At 67.2% G+C, this 15673-nt stretch carries 12 protein-coding genes and 1 riboswitch; of the genes, 7 read left to right on the forward strand and 5 right to left on the reverse strand.

Annotation, left to right across the window (positions count from 1 at the left end):
* Positions 1–29 precede the first annotated feature (29 nt).
* The 3 genes from Q9R02_RS10945 to speB all read right to left on the reverse strand — a co-directional run bounded on the left by Q9R02_RS10945 (position 30) and on the right by speB (position 5111).
* Positions 30–2117: an ABC transporter ATP-binding protein gene (locus tag Q9R02_RS10945; protein WP_305996726.1), complete on the reverse strand. Its 2088-nt coding sequence runs from the start codon at positions 2115–2117 to the stop codon at positions 30–32.
* The gene (locus tag Q9R02_RS10950) at positions 2114–3847 is read right to left on the reverse strand and encodes an ABC transporter ATP-binding protein (RefSeq protein ID WP_305996727.1); all 1734 of its coding nucleotides are present in this window, start codon (positions 3845–3847) and stop codon (positions 2114–2116) included. Before Q9R02_RS10950 ends, Q9R02_RS10945 begins: the two co-directional genes overlap by 4 nt.
* Positions 3848–4058: 211 nt before the next feature.
* A complete protein-coding gene (gene speB, locus Q9R02_RS10955; protein WP_305996728.1) occupies positions 4059–5111 on the reverse strand; it encodes an agmatinase in 1053 nt (350 codons plus the stop codon).
* 239 nt (positions 5112–5350) lie between these two features.
* Here speB and Q9R02_RS10960 point away from each other — a divergent pair, with 239 nt between their 5' ends.
* The gene (locus Q9R02_RS10960) at positions 5351–7315 is read left to right on the forward strand and encodes an APC family permease (protein WP_305996729.1); all 1965 of its coding nucleotides are present in this window, start codon (positions 5351–5353) and stop codon (positions 7313–7315) included.
* A 150-nt stretch (positions 7316–7465) separates the two neighbouring features.
* Here the strand turns inward: Q9R02_RS10960 and Q9R02_RS10965 are convergent, their stop codons facing one another.
* Positions 7466–8041, reverse strand: coding sequence for a helix-turn-helix domain-containing protein (locus tag Q9R02_RS10965; RefSeq protein ID WP_305996730.1), 576 nt, complete (start codon positions 8039–8041; stop codon positions 7466–7468).
* 213 nt (positions 8042–8254) lie between these two features.
* A riboswitch (SAM riboswitch) is annotated at positions 8255–8363 on the forward strand.
* Between the two features lie 13 nt (positions 8364–8376).
* Here Q9R02_RS10965 and Q9R02_RS10970 point away from each other — a divergent pair.
* From Q9R02_RS10970 to Q9R02_RS10980, 3 genes are all read left to right on the forward strand, one after another.
* Positions 8377–8685, forward strand: coding sequence for a hypothetical protein (locus Q9R02_RS10970; protein ID WP_305996731.1), 309 nt, complete (start codon positions 8377–8379; stop codon positions 8683–8685).
* A 52-nt stretch (positions 8686–8737) separates the two neighbouring features.
* Positions 8738–9829 (forward strand): VIT1/CCC1 transporter family protein, encoded by a 1092-nt coding sequence (locus Q9R02_RS10975; protein ID WP_305996732.1) that lies wholly within the window; start codon positions 8738–8740, stop codon positions 9827–9829.
* A gap of 213 nt (positions 9830–10042) precedes the next feature.
* Positions 10043–10852 carry an IclR family transcriptional regulator gene (locus tag Q9R02_RS10980; protein WP_305996733.1) on the forward strand — a complete coding sequence of 270 codons (810 nt, stop codon included), beginning with the start codon at positions 10043–10045 and terminating at the stop codon, positions 10850–10852.
* Positions 10853–10866: 14 nt separating this feature from the next.
* Here the strand turns inward: Q9R02_RS10980 and Q9R02_RS10985 are convergent, their stop codons facing one another.
* Positions 10867–11799 carry a LysR family transcriptional regulator gene (locus Q9R02_RS10985; protein WP_305996734.1) on the reverse strand — a complete coding sequence of 311 codons (933 nt, stop codon included), beginning with the start codon at positions 11797–11799 and terminating at the stop codon, positions 10867–10869.
* Between the two features lie 123 nt (positions 11800–11922).
* Here Q9R02_RS10985 and Q9R02_RS10990 point away from each other — a divergent pair, with 123 nt between their 5' ends.
* The 3 genes from Q9R02_RS10990 (at position 11923) to purU (ending at position 15652) form a co-directional block, all read left to right on the forward strand.
* A complete protein-coding gene (locus tag Q9R02_RS10990) occupies positions 11923–13227 on the forward strand; it encodes an aromatic ring-hydroxylating oxygenase subunit alpha (protein WP_305996735.1) in 1305 nt (434 codons plus the stop codon).
* Positions 13224–14627 (forward strand): flavin reductase family protein, encoded by a 1404-nt coding sequence (locus Q9R02_RS10995; protein ID WP_305996736.1) that lies wholly within the window; start codon positions 13224–13226, stop codon positions 14625–14627. The genes Q9R02_RS10990 and Q9R02_RS10995 overlap by 4 nt, the downstream gene beginning before the upstream one ends.
* A 101-nt stretch (positions 14628–14728) precedes the next feature.
* Positions 14729–15652, forward strand: coding sequence for a formyltetrahydrofolate deformylase (gene purU / locus Q9R02_RS11000; protein WP_305996737.1), 924 nt, complete (start codon positions 14729–14731; stop codon positions 15650–15652).
* Positions 15653–15673 lie beyond the last annotated feature (21 nt).

The raw sequence follows: 15673 nt of genomic DNA on the forward strand, positions 1-15673 counted from the left end.
ACCGGTGCGGCGAACGCTCCGGCATGGCGTTATTCAGCGGCGCCCACGGCTGCGGGCTCCTCCTCGTCTTCGGCGCCCCCGGCGAACTGCGACATGTAGAGGCGGTGATACGCCCCTTCACGGCCCAGGAGCTCCACATGGCTGCCCTGCTCCACGATCCGGCCGTCCTCCATCACCAGGATGGTGTCCGCGTCGCGGATGGTGGAGAGGCGGTGTGCGATCACGAAGCTGGTCCTGTCGGTGCGCAGAGCTGCCATCGCCTTTTGCAAGAGCAGCTCGGTGCGGGTGTCCACGGAGCTGGTGGCCTCATCCAGGATCAGCAAGGACGGGTTGGAGACAAAGGCCCGCGCGATCGTGATGAGCTGCTTCTCACCGGCAGAGACGTTGTTTCCATCCTCATCGATCACGGTGTCATAGCCGTCCGGAAGTGCGCGCACGAAGCGGTCCACGAACGTGGCCCGTGCCGCCGTCATGATCTCCTCCTCGGTGGCGTCGAGCTTGCCGTACCGGATGTTGTCGTAGATGGTCCCGCCGAACAGCCAGGCGTCCTGAAGCACCATGCCCACCTTGGAGCGGAGCTCTGCCCGGCTGAGCTGCGTCACGTCCACCCCGTCCAAGGTGATCCGGCCGCCGTTGAGCTCGTAGAACCGCATGACCAGGTTGACCAAGGTGGTCTTGCCGGCCCCGGTGGGGCCGACGATCGCCACAGTGTGGCCCGGCTCCGCCGTGAAGGACAGGTCCTCGATGAGTGGCTTGTCCGGCGTGTAGCTGAAGGTCACGTGCCGGAACTCGACATGGCCGTCGGTCTTGGCCGGGAGGTGTTCGGTGGCCGTCTCCGGATCCTGCTCATCCGCGTCCAAGAACTCGAAGACGCGCTCCGCGGACGCCACTCCGGACTGCAGCATATTGGCCATGCCGGCGATCTGGCCGAGCGGCTGGCTGAACTCGCGCGAGTACTGGATGAACGCGGTGGCGTCGCCCAGCGACATCTGACCGGCCGCGACGCGGAGACCACCGACGACGGCGATACCCACATAGCTGAGGTAGGAGACGAATTGCATGACCGGGAAGATCATGCCGGAGACGAACTGGGCCCCGAAGGCGGCCTTGTTCAGTGCCTCGTTCTTGGCCTCGAAACGCTCCATCATGTCGTCCTCGCGGCCGAAGATACGCATCAGATCATGGCCGGAGAACGACTCTTCGATCTGACCGTTGAGCTCACCGGTGTTCTTCCACTGAGCAGCGAAGAGCTTCTGGCTCCGGCTGCCGATCACTCCGGCCGCGACCGCGGACAGCGGCAGGGCGATGAGGGCGATCAGGGCCAGCTGCCAGGACACCACGAACATCATGACGGCGATGCCCAGCACCGTCAGCACGGAGGAGACCAGCTGCGAGAAGGCCTGCTGGAGTCCCTGCTGGACGTTGTCGACGTCGTTGGTCACGCGGGAGAGCATGTCACCGCGCTGGCGGGTGTCGAAGTAATTCAGCGGCAGCCGGTTCAGCTTGGCTTCCGTCTCGTCACGCAGGCGGCGGACCACCTTCATGACGATGCGGTTCAGCACATAGCCCTGAGCCCAGAGGAACAGGTTGGCCGCGAAGTACATCAGGAGCACCGAGGCGATCAGGAAGCTGAGCTGCTGGAAGTCGATGCCCTGCCCGGGGATCAGGTTCATCTTGGCCAGCATGTCCGCCAGATTGTCCTGGCCCTGCGACTTGAGCCCGGCCACCAGCTGGTCCTTGGTCACGTTGGCGGGCAGGTTCTTGCCGATGACGCCGGCGAAGATGACGTCCATCGCCTTGCCCAGGATCTTCGGGGCGATGACGTTCAGGACCACGGAGACCACCACGAGGGCCACCACGAACCAGACCCCGGCGGCCTCCGGCTTCAGAAGCCCGAAGAGCCTCTTGGCGCTGGGCCAGAAATTCTTGGCCTTCTTGCCCGGAGTACTCCCCCACGCGCCGCCGTCGGCTTCGGTGGGCTTGTACTCCTCGTCCTCGATCCCGTCCTCCAGGACCGCGACAGACGTCTGGTCCAGGGCGTCCTCGGCCGGGGCCTCCGGCGCGGCGCCCTGCTTGCCGCGCTTCCCGCGGCCGGCGAATCTGTTCTCGCCGCTCATGCTGCCTCCTCGGCACTCAGCTGGGACTCGACGATCTCCTGGTAAGTGGGGCTGCTGACCAGCAGCTCCTGGTGCGTGCCCCGGTCCACGATCCTGCCGTTGTCCAGAACCAGGATCTGGTCCGCATCCGTGATGGTGGAGACCCGCTGGGCCACGATGATGACCGTGGCGTCCGACGTGGTCTTCTTCAGGGCGCTCCGCAGGCGGGCATCCGTCGCCACGTCCAGGGCGGAGAAGGAGTCATCGAAGACGAAGACCTTGGGCCGGCTCACGAGGGCCCGGGCGATGCACAGCCTCTGGCGCTGGCCGCCGGAGACGTTGGTGCCGCCCTGGGCGATGCGGGACTCAAGACCGTTCGCCTTGGCGCGGACGAAGTCCTCGCCCTGAGAGACGGCCAGGGCGTCCCAGAGCTCGTGGTCCTCCGCCGCGGTCCGGCCGAACCGGAGGTTGTCCGCGATGGTCCCGGAGAACAGGTACGGCTTCTGCGGCACCATGCTGACACGTTTGGTGATCTCCGGACGCGCGAGCTCCTGCACCGGGACGCCGTCCAGGAGCACCGCACCGCCGGCCACGTCGTACAGCCGGGACAGGAGGGAGACCATCGTGGTCTTGCCGGAACCCGTGGAACCGATGATGGCCACGGTCTGACCCGGCGCCGCGGTGAAGGAGATGCCGCTCAGCACGGGCTCCTCAGCCCCGGGATAGGCGAAAGTGACGTCGCGGAACTCCACATGACCGCGCAGCTCGGTGGGCTCGGTCGGGTTGGCGGGTTCCTGCATGGACGGCTCCACGTCCAGGACCTCTCCGATGCGGTCCGCGCAGACGGTGGCGCGCGGGATCATCATGGCCATGAAGGTGCCCATCATGACGGCGATGAGGATCTGGAGCAGGTAGGAGAGGAACGCCGTCAGCGAGCCGACCTGCATCTGCCCCTCATCCACACGGTGCCCGCCGAACCAGAGGACGGCCGCGGTGGAGAGGTGCAGGATCATGCCGATGGCCGGGAACATGAGGACGAAGAGCGAACCGATCTTCAGGGACACATCCGTCAGATCCTTGTTCGCGACGCCGAACCGGTCCTTCTCGTAGGGCTCGCGAACGAAGGCCCGGACCACGCGGATGCCGATGATCTGTTCGCGCAGCACCGCGTTGATGCGGTCGATCTTGCCCTGCATGCCACGGAAGAGCGGGATCAGGCGGACCACCAGGTAGCCCACCACGGCCACCAGGATGGGAACGGCCACCCAGACCAGCCAGGACAGACTGACATCCTCCTTCAGTGCCATGATGATGCCGCCCACGCACATGATCGGCGTGGAGACCATGAAGTTCAGGCCCATCAGAATGACCATCTGGACCTGCTGGACGTCGTTGGTCCCGCGGGTGATCAGGGACGGGGCCCCGAACTTGTTGACGTCCTTGGCGGAGAAGCTGGTGACCTTGTGGAACACGGCACCGCGAAGGTCCCGGCCGATGGCCATGGCGGTCTTGGAACCGAAGTAGACGCCGAGGATGGCGCAGATCACCTGGGCGAAGGCGACGGCGAGCATGACTCCGCCGGTCCGCCAGATGTAATCGGTGTCCCCCTTGGTGACGCCCTGGTCGATGATCTGGGCGTTCAGGCTGGGGAGATAGAGGGCTGCGATGGTGGAGCCCAACTGGAAGATGAGCACAGCTGCGATGTAGCCGAGGTACGGCTTCGAGTAGCGCTTGATGAGCGTCAGGAGCATGGAATCCAGCCTAATGAACAGGGTCTGACAATTTAGCGGGAACGGTGCGAGATCATCCTTCAGGAGGACGGTTTTTCCGGCCTACCGGCCAACAATCCGCCTAGAGGATATCCCCGTGCGCACCTCGCAGGACAGGCCCTGAGGCGATGCTCCTTAAACGGCGACGGCGCCCCGGTGTCCCGGGGCGCCGTCGTCGGCGGTGCGAAGTGGGTCAGGCGCCGAAGCCGGCCGGCCGGCGGTTCTCCTGGCCAAGAGCCTGGGCGGCGTAGCCATTGGGGGCGCCGAAGCGGTCGCCGGGGACGGCGGAGTCCGCCATCAGCGTCACCAGCTCATAGGCGACGTGGCCGCCGGCGACGCCCGTGATCTCGGCGTGGTCGTAGGCCGGGGAGACCTCGACGACGTCGGCGCCCACCAGGTTCATGCCACGGAAGCCGCGGATGATCTCGAGGAGCTCACGGCTGGTGATGCCGCCGGCCTCCGGGGTGCCGGTGCCGGGGGCGTGGGCCGGGTCCAGGACATCGATGTCGATGGAGATGTAGAGCGGGCGGCTGCCGATACGCTCGCGGATCTTCTCCACGGTCTCCAGCACACCCTGGTAGTAGACATCCGCGGAGGTGACGATGCCGAAGCCGAAGCGGTGGTCGTCGTCGAGGTCCTTCTTGCCGTAGAGCGGGCCGCGGGTGCCCACGTGGCTGATGGCCTCAGTGTCGAGGATGCCCTCCTCGACGGCGCGGCGGAAGGGGGTGCCGTGGGTGTACTCGGCGCCGAAGTATGTGTCCCAGGTGTCCAGGTGTGCGTCGAAGTGCAGCATGGCGATGGGCTCGCCGGCACGCTCGGCGGCGGCACGCAGCAACGGCAGGGCGATCGTGTGGTCACCGCCGAGGGTCACGAGCTTGCTGCCGTTGGCGGTGAGGTCCAGGGCGTTCTGCTGGATGGTCTCGATGGCCTCGTTGATGTTGAACGGGTTGACGGCCATGTCGCCGGCGTCGGCCACCTGGACGTTCTCGAACGGGCTGACGTCCCAGGCCGGGTTGTACGGACGGAGCAGGCGGCTGGCCTCACGCACGTGGTTGGCGCCGAAGCGGGCACCCGGGCGGTAGGAGACGCCTGAGTCGAAGGGGACACCGACGACGGTCACGTCCGCCTTCTCCACCTGGTCCAGGCGGGGCAGGCGGGCGAAGGTCGCCGCCCCCGCGTAGCGCGGGATCCGGGAGGAATCGATGGGGCCGAGGTTGCCGTTGGCCTCGATGCGGAGCTCTTCCATGTGCGCGTCCTTCACTCGTCAGCTGAACGCCCCCGGACGGGGCAGGTCTTGTGATCACCATCATAGGACCTTTGTTTCCCGTCATGCAACGTCTGTTTACCGAATTGATTGTCCATCGTTTCTCCGCCGTTGCTGAAAGAACACATAAAGGATGCATAAAGATCCCTCGCCAGGCCGGTCCAGGCGTCCTAGCGTGAAACTGTCCACAGCGATCGTTTCCAGCATCAACAGGAGAACTCGTGACCACGCTCACCCGCGTACCGGCGGATCCATCCGAGCCGCCCAGGCGCACCACTCTGCGCGAATGGCTCCTGGCGGACACCGCCGAACGCGCCGGAAAGCAGACCGGGCCCCACGGCCTGGCCGACCAGCACCACCGGAAGCCCTGGTGGCAGGTCATGTGCCTCACCGGCGTCGACTACTTCTCCACCCTGGGCTACCAGCCGGCCATCGCCGCGCTCGCCGCAGGGCTGCTCTCCCCGCTGGCCACCATCATCCTGGTACTGGTCACTCTCTGCGGCGCACTGCCCGTGTACCGCCGCGTGGCGAAGGAGAGCCCACGTGGCGAAGGCTCCATCGCCATGCTGGAGCGCCTCCTGCCCCGCTGGGGCGGCAAGCTCGTGGTCCTGGTGCTGCTGGGCTTCGCAGCCACGGACTTCATGATCACCATGACGCTCTCCGCGGCCGACGCCTCGGCCCACTTGACGCACAACCCGTACGCTCCGGACTTCCTGCACGGTCAGGAGATGGTCATCACCCTGGCACTTCTGGCGGGGCTGGGAGTGGTGTTCCTGCGCGGATTCTCCGAGGCCATCCGCGTTGCGGTGGTCCTGGTGGCGGTCTTCCTGGCACTGAACCTGGTGGTGGTCCTGGTGGCGCTGCTCCACGTGTTCGCCTCCCCCGTCATGGTGGGCGACTGGTGGACCGCGCTGAACCAGCAGCACGGCAACCCGATCATGATGGTGGCACTCGCCGTCCTGGTGTTCCCGAAACTCGCCCTGGGCCTGTCCGGATTCGAGACCGGCGTGGCCGTCATGCCGCAGATCCGCGGCGCGCACGGTGACACCGAACAGAACCCTGCCGGCCGCATCCGAGGCGCCCACAAGCTCCTGACCACCAGCGCCATCATCATGTCCGCCTTCCTGGTCTCCAGCTCACTGGCGACCGTCATCCTCATCCCCGCCAAGGAGTTCGAGGACGGTGGCCAGGCCAACGGCCGCGCCCTGGCGTACCTGGCCCACGAGTACCTGGGCAACGGATTCGGCACGGTCTATGACGTCTCCACCATCGCCATCCTCTGGTTCGCCGGCGCCTCCGCCATGGCCGGCCTGCTGAACCTGGTGCCCCGCTACCTCCCCCGCTACGGCATGGCCCCGGCCTGGGCCCGCGCCATCCGCCCGCTCGTGCTGGTGTTCACCCTGATCGGCTTCATCATCACGGTGATCTTCGACGCCAATGTGGACGCCCAGGGCGGCGCGTACGCCACCGGCGTGCTGGTGCTCATCACCTCCGCCTCCGTGGCCGTGACCCTCGCCGCCCGGACCGCCAAACAGCGGAAGACCATGATGGCCTTCGGCCTGGTGGCGGCGGTGTTCGTCTACACGACCATCGCGAACATGGTGGAGCGCCCGGACGGCCTCAAGATCGCCATCGTCTTCATCGCCGCCATCCTGGTGGTCAGCTTCGCCTCCCGCGTCCGCCGTTCCTTCGAGCTGCGCGCCACCACCATCAAGCTCGATGAGACCGCGCTGCAGTTCCTGGCTTCGGAGGACGAGGGCCCCATCCGGCTCATCGCCCACGAGCCGAAGTCCACGGACGCACAGCGCTACATCACCAAGTTCAAGCACGCCCAGCTGGCCAGCCACCTGCCCGGCACGGACGTCATGTTCGTCGAAGTGGTCGTGGAGGACAGCTCCGACTTCGAAGAGGAACTGCTGGTCCAGGGCAAGATCCGGCACGGCTACCGCGTCCTGGAGGTGCACAGCGGCAATGTGCCCAACACCCTGGCCGCCGTGCTGCTGCACCTGCGCGATGTCACCGGCCTCATGCCGCACATCTACTTCCGCTGGACTGAGGGCAATCCGATCACCAATCTGACCAAGTACCTCTTCTTCGGCGAAGGCGAGATCGCACCGGTCACTCGCGAAGTCCTGCGCGAAGCCGAACCGGACGTGACCCGCCGCCCCTGGGTGCACGTCGGCTAGAGCCGCCCACCTCGGTCCGGCCCACTACCATCCGGCTGTCCGCCGCCGGCGTCTCCTTCCGCTGAGCTCGCTATGGACCGTCTGAGATCGCTACGGTTCGTAGCGATCTCAGGCGGCGGACAGCGAGGTCACGCGAGGACCGGGACACTCCTACGCCGCGGCCGCCGGGACCAGGACCCAGAGGACCTCCACCTCGTCGTCCGTGGGGTTGAGCCAGCTGTGCGGCTCACGGCCCGGGAAGCTGAGGGTGTCCCCCTCGGAGAGCTCATAGCGTTCGTTGGACATGATCAGGATGAGCCGGCCCTTGACGATGTGCAGCACGTCCACATCGCAGTCCACGGAGTACAGCTCCGACTCACCCTTGCCGCGCGGTTCGATGACGCCCTTCAGGAGCTGGAGCCGGCGTTCGGAGCGGCCGGTCAGGAGCGTCTCCACGATTCCTTCGCCGCCCAGGGAGATCCGTGGAGCCTCGGCGGCGCGTGTCAGGGTCACGTCGGTGGCCGCGAACAGGTCCCCGATGCCCACGGACAGCACCTGGCACAGGGTCACCAGGGAGGACACCGACGGCGAGGTCAAGTCGCGCTCCACACGAGACAGGAAGCCCTTGGTGAGGCCTGTGACCTCGGCGACCTGCTCGATCGTCATCCGCTGGGCCTTGCGTGCGGCCCTGATCCGGGACCCGATGTTGATCGGCGCATTGCTCGGCTCGATGGGGAGGGCTTTCATGGTGCTTTCCTTAGCTGACCTGCTGCGCGGGCCCTTGGCTGGAACGTGGCCTGACTCACACGCGACTGTTGCAAGCGAGTTTAGTACCAGTGATCAAGATATGCCTGCTCCGCAACTCTGAGACCCGCCCCCGCCCGGCGCAAGACGTCATATGACTTGGCGAGGGCGTCACGGGGAGCCGCCGCGCGCCGTCGTGCCCTATGGTGAAGGAAGCTTCACGAGAGGTGGCGCCAAGCTCCGACTGGCCACCCGCCAACCCCATGTTCACGGGTGGCTCGGATGCAGAAGCGGCCCCGTTCCACCGGCGGGGCAAGAGCAAGCCGAAAGGCCCGTCCATGGACGTCCTCCCCTCCGTCGAGCCGCAGAGCGGCCGCGTCACCCTCTTCCTGCCCGACGGCGAGCGCCACTTCTTCTGTCCCCAGCCGCATCAGCTGCTGGACGCCCTCGCGCGCGCCGTCCGCCGGCCTCGCTGGAGCGGCCACGGGAACGACGCCGGCACGCTGTCGGTGCGCGTCGCGGCCACCGGGCGGCGTGATGGCCGGGAGCTTCTCTTCACGCTGCAGGCCCTGCCGGAGTTGCGGTCCACCGAAACCGGATTCGCCGGTGAACCGGCCGAAAAACCGCGGAAATTCGCGCTACAGTAAGGGCTGCGCAATGGGGCGCCACCACCATTTACGACCCCAGGAGCCCACCTTCATGAACGCCACCCAGGCCACTCCGGCCGATATCAAACGCTGGCAGCAGTACCTGGCCGATGAACGCGCCGAGGCGTCCGTCTATCGCGATCTGGCGGCCCGCCGTGACGGCGAGGAGAAGTCCATCCTCCTGGCCCTCGCTGAGGCGGAAGGCCGGCACGAGGCCCACTGGCTGAACCTGCTCGGCGAGAACGCGGACAGCGGCCGCAAGGCCTCCCTGAACAGCCGCTTCCTCGGCCTTCTGGCCCGGAACTTCGGATCCGTCTTCGTCCTGGCCCTGGCACAGCGCGCCGAGGGCCGCTCCCCCTACGCCACCGACCCCCACGCCACCCCGGCGATGGCCGCCGACGAGCAGATCCACGAGGAGGTGGTCCGCGGCCTGGCCACCCGTGGCCGCAACCGGCTCTCCGGCACCTTCCGTGCCGCCGTCTTCGGCGCCAATGACGGCCTGGTCAGCAACCTCTCCCTGGTGATGGGCATGGCCGCCACGGGCGTGAACAGCCACGTGGTCCTCTTCAGCGGCGTCGCCGGCCTTCTGGCGGGTGCACTGTCCATGGGCGCCGGCGAGTTCGTCTCCGTCCGGTCCCAGCGGGAACTCCTGGAAGCCAGCCGTCCCACCCAGGTCACCCTGGCCGCGGCCCCGCGCCTGGACCTGGAACACAACGAGCTGGTTCTGGTCTACCTGGCCCGCGGCATGAGCCGGGAGGCCGCCGAGCACCGTGCCGCCGAGCGGCTGGGGCAGTTCAGCTGCGATTGCGATCCGAGCCTCTCACTCCATCCGGAGCTTCCCGAACCGGAAGATGAACACGAGACCATCGGCACCGCCTGGGGCGCCGCGACATCGAGCTTCTGCTTCTTCGCCTCCGGCGCGCTGATCCCCATCCTGCCCTTCCTGTTCGGCATGAGTGGCGTGGCCGGCCTGATCCTCGCCGTGATCCTGGTGGGCATCATGCTCCTCGGCACGGGCGCCATCGTGGGCCTGCTCTCCGGCACTTCGCCCATGACCCGGGGGCTGCGCCAGCTGCTCATCGGCCTGGGCGCCGCAGCGGCCACCTACCTCCTGGGCCTGGCCTTCGGCGCCACGCTCGGCTGATCCATTCGCGGACCAGGACCCTCCCCGCCTCCGGGCGGGGAGGGTCCTGCCGTTTCCCGGGCATCTCCCCTGGTCATCACTGGACACCGGGTCACAGCCTCTCGCACGTCCGCCCCGGCCGCCGTCGGCTAAGGTGGGAAACCGGGGGCAAGGAGCCGGCAACCCCGCGGCATCCACCGATCACCGCGGGACCAAGGGAGAGTAAGGGGACGCATGGCGGAGAGCACCGGCCGTGACCCTGACACCGACGGCGAATCCAGCCAGCACGGCGGCATCCAGTCAGTGGACCGCGCCCTCACCATCCTGGGCATCCTCTCCCGGGACGGCCAGGCCGGCGTCAGCGAGATCGCCGAGGAGATGGGGATTCACAAGTCCACGGCGTCCCGGCTGCTGGGTTCCCTGGTGGCCCGTGAAATGGTCCACCAGAACAGCGAGCGGGGGAAGTACCGGCTGGGATTCGGGATCCTGCGGCTGGCCAATTCGATCCCCGGCCGGCTCAGCCTGGTCAGGGAGGCCCGGCCGGTCCTGGAGGCCCTCGCCGACGAGTTCAAGGAGACCGTCAACCTGGCCGTGCTGCGCTCCAATTTCGCCGTGAACCTGGACCAGGCCATGGGTCCCTCCACCCTCGCCACCTACGACTGGGTGGGCAGCCTGACACCCCTGCACGCCACCTCCAGTGGCAAGGTGCTCCTTGCCGGGCTCTCCGCGGACGAGTGCGCACGCATCCTGGACGAAACGGGGCTGCCGGCCCGCACACCGCACACCATCACGGACCGGGCGGCACTCGAAACCCAGCTGCTCGACGTCGCACGCCAGGGTTACGGCATCGTCCGGCAGGAGTTCGAAATCGGGATCACCTCCATATCGGTGCCGGTCTGCAATCACGTGGGCGCCGTCATCGGGGCCATCAGCATCTCCGGGCCCGCTTTCCGTTTCGATCCGGAACAGGAGCCGGGACTCCTGGAGGGGCTGAAGGAAGCGGGTCTGAAGGTCAGCGCACGGATGGGCTACGCGCGCCGCTGAGGCGATACCGACACTCAGGCGTCCTCTTCGAGCCGTGCGGTGAGGATCTGGTGGGCCGTGGCCTGCAAGATGCCGAGCGATTCCTGGATCAGGGGTGAGGTGATGCTGCCCCGGCGCACGGCCGCGATGATGCGGCGCGATGGCCGCCCGTCGCCGGTGAGGCGCAGCCGGACGACATTCTCGGCACCATTGAGGGGCGCGAGCCGTGGCAGCAGCCCGACACCGAGCCCCGCTCCCACGAACGCGATCAAGGTCTCCCATTCAACGGCCTCGTGCGCGATCCGGGGCGTCACACCGACCGCGGTGAACGCGGCGGTGAAGAGGGCGTGATACGTCGAGCCCGCGGCCTCCGTGATCCACGGCTCCGCGGCCAGTTCGTCAAGAGTCACGGCCTCATGTGACGCGAGGGGATGGTCGGCGGGGATGATCACATCGAGGGGATCATCGAGGAGCACCCTCTGCTCGAAGCGGGGATCGTCCTCACGATGGGGGTCGGCCTGCATCGCGACGATGACCGCAAGGTCGATCCGCTCCGCAACCAGCAGGTCGAAGCAGCGGGCCGGATCGGCCTCCAGGACCTGCACCTCCAGCTGAGGTCGCGCCGAACGCAGCGTGGCCGCCAGGGGCGCCAGAAGCTGGGCGGCCGCGGTGGAGAATCCACCGATGCCGAAATGGGGCTGCACCTGGTCGCCCGCCTCCAAGGCGGCGGCACGCAGCCGCTCCCATTCGGCGATGAGGGAGTCCGATCCGGCCACCAGGAAGCGGCCCGTGGCGGTCAGCCGCACTCCCCGCCCGTCCTTCGTCAGCAGCTGCATTCCGAGCGCCTTCTGGAGCTCGCGCAGCTGCGCTGAGACGGCGGACGGGGAGTACCCGGTGAGCTCAGCGGTCGCACCGATCGTGCCGCATTGGGAGAACACGCGGAGGGTGATGAGCCTGACATCGATCATGCAGCTATTTTGCATGGTTATCTTCACAATCTTGCGCTTTTACTGCGGCGATTGTGATCCTAATCTCATCAGTACAAGTCCTTCGCGCACCGCGCACCATCCTTGCTCTCCGGGAGGAACCTCATGACCGCTCCAGCGAACGCGCCCCTCAGCTCGCGCGGAAAACTCGCCGCTTCCCTTCCGGTGGAGCAATTGGCCGAAATCAGCGCGCTGTTCGAGTTCCGGCGCACCGGTTACTCCCTCGACGCCCCGTTCTACACGGACCCCACCGTCTTCAAGCTGGACATGGAGGCCATCTTCGGCCAGCACTGGGTCTTCGCCGCGAGCACGGCCGAGCTGCCGGAACCCGGCGACTATGTGACGGTCGATTACGGCCCCTACTCCCTGATCGTGCTGCGCAATGACGAGGGCGGCGTGAACGTCCTGCACAACGTCTGTCGCCACCGCGGTGCCCGTGTCCTGACGGACGCCACGGGCTCCACCGGCAACCTGGTCTGCGGCTACCACTCCTGGACCTACTCCCCCGAGGGCAATCTGATCCACGCCTCGGCGCCGGGCGAGACCAAGTTCGACAAGAACTGCTTCGCGCTCAAGAAGGCCCACGGCCTCGAAGTCGCCGGCCTGATCTTCGTCTGCCTCGCGGCCGAAGCGCCCACCGACTTCTACGAGACCGCCAAGATCTTCGAGCCCTACCTCGCCCCTCACGAGCTGGGCAAGACCAAGATCGCCTACCAGCAGAACATCATCGAAGAGGGCAACTGGAAGCTCGTCATGGAGAACAACCGTGAGTGCTACCACTGCGATGGTCACCCGGAACTCGCCTGCTCCCTCTTCCCCACCTGGGGCCTGACCGAAGGCCTCATCCCCACCCACCTCGAAGAGGTCTGGGAACGCAACAAGCTCGCCCAGTCCGACCTCGAGGCACGCTGCGAGCGTTACGGACTGCCGCACCAGGTGGTCGAAGAACTCGACACCCGCGTCGCCGGCATCCGCATCTCCCGTGAAGCGCTCGACGGCGACGGCGAATCGTTCTCCGCCGACGGCCGCCGCCTGTCCAAGAAGCTCCTCGGCGACCTGCGCGACTTCCGCCTGGGCCGTTGCTCCATGCACCTGCAGCCCAACTGCTGGTTCCACTTCATGAGCGACCACGTGATCACCTTCGCCGTGTTCCCCATCAACGAGCACCAGAGCCTGGTCCGCACCACCTGGCTCGTGGCCGATGACGCGGTGGAAGGCGTCGACTACGACCTGGACAAGCTGACCTACACCTGGAAGCAGACGAACATCCAGGACAAGGCATTCGTGGAGCTCTGCCAGCAGGGTGCCGCCAGCCCGGCCTACGAGCCCGGCCCGTACATGAAGAGCGAGTACCAGGTCGAGGCGTTCATCAACTGGTACGTGCAGCGCGTGCAGGAGCACTTGGCATGACCGACGTTCTCACGGAGACGGTCGTCCAGGAACCGCAGCGCATCCGCGGCCTGGAAATGCCGTGGAACCGGGTCATGGGCAGCACGGAGACGCCCGCCCGGGCGGCCCGTGCCCTGGGGCCCTGGCACCCGCAGGAGTTCCTGGCCGAGTGCGTCGAGACCATTCCCGAGGCCGGCGGCCTGATGACGTTCGTGTTCCGCCGTGGCGACGGGGCGCCCCTGGCGTTCCGTGCCGGCCAGTACGTGAACATCGCGTTCCCGCTCCACGGCGAGGATCAGGAACCGGTGGACCGCAGCTACTCGCTGTCCAGCTCCCCCACCCAGCCCTGGACCTTCAGCATCTCGGTCAAGTGCGACGCCGCCGGCTTGGTGTCCCCCTGGGCGCACCAGAACGTCCGGCCCGGCACCGTCCTGGAGATGCTCGGCCCGGTCGGTGCGTTCCACCTGCCGGACGCCGACCGGCGCGCACGCTACCTCCTGCTGGCCGCCGGTGCGGGCATCACCCCGATCATGTCCATGGTCCGCACCATCCACTCCCTGCCCGGGCACGCCGACGTCGTCGTGCTCTACCACGGTTCGGACGCGGACGGCTTCGCCTTCCAGCGGGAACTGGACCACATCGCGTCGATCGACTCACGCATCACGGTCCACTACTCGCTGGGTGACCGGGGTGTCCCCGACGGCTGGGAAGGCCGCACCGGGCGCCTCTCTGCGGCCATGATCGAGGAGGTCGCTCCCGACGCCAACGGCCGCCAGGTGTACGCCTGCGGCCCCGAGGGCTACCTCAACACTGCCACCGAGCTGCTCCGCCGGGTGGGCGTGGACGACACCTCCATCTACATGGAGTTCTTCTCCGGCGACCGCCAGACGCTCCTGGAATACCAGACGGAGATCGCGTTAGCGACCGACATCGCGGAAGAGATCGCCGAGGAGATCGCGGAATCGGCCGAGGACTACTACGGCAGCCAGCCCGCGGCCTTCGGCCTCTACGAGCCGGGCCTGGACGCCGACGGGACACCGCACGCGTCCGGCCTGCCGCTGGAGACGGCCGACGCCGACGCGGAGGCCCCTGTGACCGCCGGCACCGCCGCGAAGGCCGGGACACCCGACGCCTCGTCCTTCAACACGGTCGGGACCGGCAGCCTCACGATGTCCTTCCTCCGCACCGGCATCAATGTCCGGATCGACCCGTCCGAGCACATCCTCGGGGTGGCTCAGCGAGCCGGTGTCAGGATCGGCGCCAATTGCCAGGAAGGCATGTGTGGCTCCTGCAAGGTCGTCAAGCTCTCCGGCGAGGTGGACATGAACCACCAGGGCGGGATCCGGGCACGTGAGATCTCCGCAGGCAAGTTCCTGCCGTGCTGCTCCACCGCGCAGACGGACCTGGTGATCGACGCCTGAGCCCGTGGGCCGGGCACCGGCCTTCCTCCCGGCAGGGGCGGCACCGCCGCCCCTGCCGCTCCCCCTCTCACCACGTCCATCTCAAGATCCAGGAGTAGACCGTGACCATTGTTCTTGAAAACCGCCCCACCGGGGGCACCACCGCCGATGCCCTCGCCTCGGCGCGCAAGACCGGCACCGTCCAGTACGTCCTCACGCTCGCGTGCCCCGAACGCCCCGGGATCGTCCGGGCCATCACGGGCTTCCTGGCCGATCGCGGCTTCGACATCATCGAACACCAGCAGTTCGACGATCACGTCAGCGGCAAACTTTTCCTGCGTACGGCCTTCACCCCCGGAGACGAGGAAGTCTCCGTGGACGGTCTCAGTGCCGAGTTCGCAGCGGTCGCCGACGAGTTCGGCATGGAGTTCACCATCCACGACGGGCGGCCCCAGCGCGTCCTCGTCATGGTCTCCAAAGCCGGCCACTGCCTCAACGACCTCATCTTCCGGTGGCGCGCAGGCAGCCTCGGCGCCGAACTCGCCGTCGTGGTGTCCAATCACGAGGACCTCCGTCCGATGGCCGAGGCCGCCGGCCTGCCGTTCATCCACGTCCCGATCACCGCTGACACCAAGCCCGAGGCGGAGGCCCGCCTGCTGGAACTGATCGAGGAGTACCAGGCCGACCTGGTGGTCCTGGCCCGCTACATGCAGGTCCTCTCGGACGGTCTCACCAAGACCCTCCGCGGTCGCGCCATCAACATCCACCACTCGTTCCTGCCCGGGTTCAAGGGCGCCAAGCCCTACCACCAGGCCTATGACCGCGGCGTGAAGCTCATCGGAGCCACCGCCCATTACGTCACCGCGGACCTGGACGAGGGCCCGATCATCGAGCAGGAGGTCTTCCGGGTGGACCACAGCCTCGACGCGAACACCCTGGCCACCGTGGGCCGGGACGCCGAATCCCAGGCCCTGTCCCGGGCCGTGCAGTGGCACTGCCAGCACCGGGTCCTGCTGAACAACACCCGAACCGTCGTTTTCCGCTGACGCGAACCAGGAGAAACACAA

The sequence above is a fragment of the Arthrobacter horti genome, assembly GCF_030731045.1.
In the GTDB taxonomy this organism is placed as follows: domain Bacteria; phylum Actinomycetota; class Actinomycetes; order Actinomycetales; family Micrococcaceae; genus Arthrobacter_E; species Arthrobacter_E nanjingensis.

Coding starts and splice junctions, on each gene's coding strand:
- Q9R02_RS10945 (WP_305996726.1), bottom strand. CDS start 2,117: ATGAGCGGCGAGAACAGATTCGCCGGCCGCGGGAAGCGCGGCAAGCAG.
- Q9R02_RS10950 (WP_305996727.1), bottom strand. CDS start 3,847: ATGCTCCTGACGCTCATCAAGCGCTACTCGAAGCCGTACCTCGGCTAC.
- speB (WP_305996728.1), bottom strand. CDS start 5,111: ATGGAAGAGCTCCGCATCGAGGCCAACGGCAACCTCGGCCCCATCGAT.
- Q9R02_RS10965 (WP_305996730.1), bottom strand. CDS start 8,041: ATGAAAGCCCTCCCCATCGAGCCGAGCAATGCGCCGATCAACATCGGG.
- Q9R02_RS10970 (WP_305996731.1), top strand. CDS start 8,377: ATGGACGTCCTCCCCTCCGTCGAGCCGCAGAGCGGCCGCGTCACCCTC.
- Q9R02_RS10975 (WP_305996732.1), top strand. CDS start 8,738: ATGAACGCCACCCAGGCCACTCCGGCCGATATCAAACGCTGGCAGCAG.
- Q9R02_RS10980 (WP_305996733.1), top strand. CDS start 10,043: ATGGCGGAGAGCACCGGCCGTGACCCTGACACCGACGGCGAATCCAGC.
- Q9R02_RS10985 (WP_305996734.1), bottom strand. CDS start 11,799: ATGATCGATGTCAGGCTCATCACCCTCCGCGTGTTCTCCCAATGCGGC.
- Q9R02_RS10990 (WP_305996735.1), top strand. CDS start 11,923: ATGACCGCTCCAGCGAACGCGCCCCTCAGCTCGCGCGGAAAACTCGCC.
- Q9R02_RS10995 (WP_305996736.1), top strand. CDS start 13,224: ATGACCGACGTTCTCACGGAGACGGTCGTCCAGGAACCGCAGCGCATC.